A 495-nucleotide genomic window follows, 5' to 3' on the forward strand; every position below is an offset into this window, starting at 1 on the left:
CACCGACGCCGTCGCGTCGACGCGCCTATTCGAGGACGAGATGTCCCTGATCTGCTCCACCGAGCATGCCTTCCCCGACGAAATCGATTTGACCGCAACACGACCGCGGTTCGTCGCGTTCCCCGCACACTACGCGTTGGGGAAAATGCTCCAGTCGAGCGGTATCAGAGCCGAGATCGCCGCGGAAACGGAGACCGTCTACGCCATGCTGAGGCTGGTGGCAGTCGGTGTCGGCGTTTGCGTGCTGCCAGAACGCATCCCGGACCGGTTGATAGCCGACTTGGGATGCAGGAAGGTTCGGATTGTCCGGCCTCGGATGCGCCGTCTCGTCGTCGCGATCATGCGTAACGACAAGGCGACGGTCCCGCTCTCCCGAGATCTCATACGCGCCGCCCAAGCTCACTTGGAATGAGGGCTACCACGGCCTTGCCTCCTGTCATTTCTGATATGCGTCCGGGTGCCTAGCCATGAGGGCATCCGATCCCTTCATAATGC

Annotated in this window: 1 protein-coding gene; it reads left to right on the forward strand. The window is 61.8% G+C overall.

What is annotated here, in order from left to right; genetic code table 11:
- A partial coding sequence (locus CEV33_RS00615; RefSeq protein ID WP_141211520.1) for a LysR family transcriptional regulator substrate-binding protein occupies positions 1-412 on the forward strand: 412 nt, incomplete at its 5' end.
- Positions 413-495: the final 83 nt, after the last annotated feature.

It is taken from the genome of Brucella grignonensis (assembly GCF_002252505.1).
GTDB classification, from domain to species: Bacteria; Pseudomonadota; Alphaproteobacteria; order Rhizobiales; family Rhizobiaceae; genus Brucella; species Brucella grignonensis.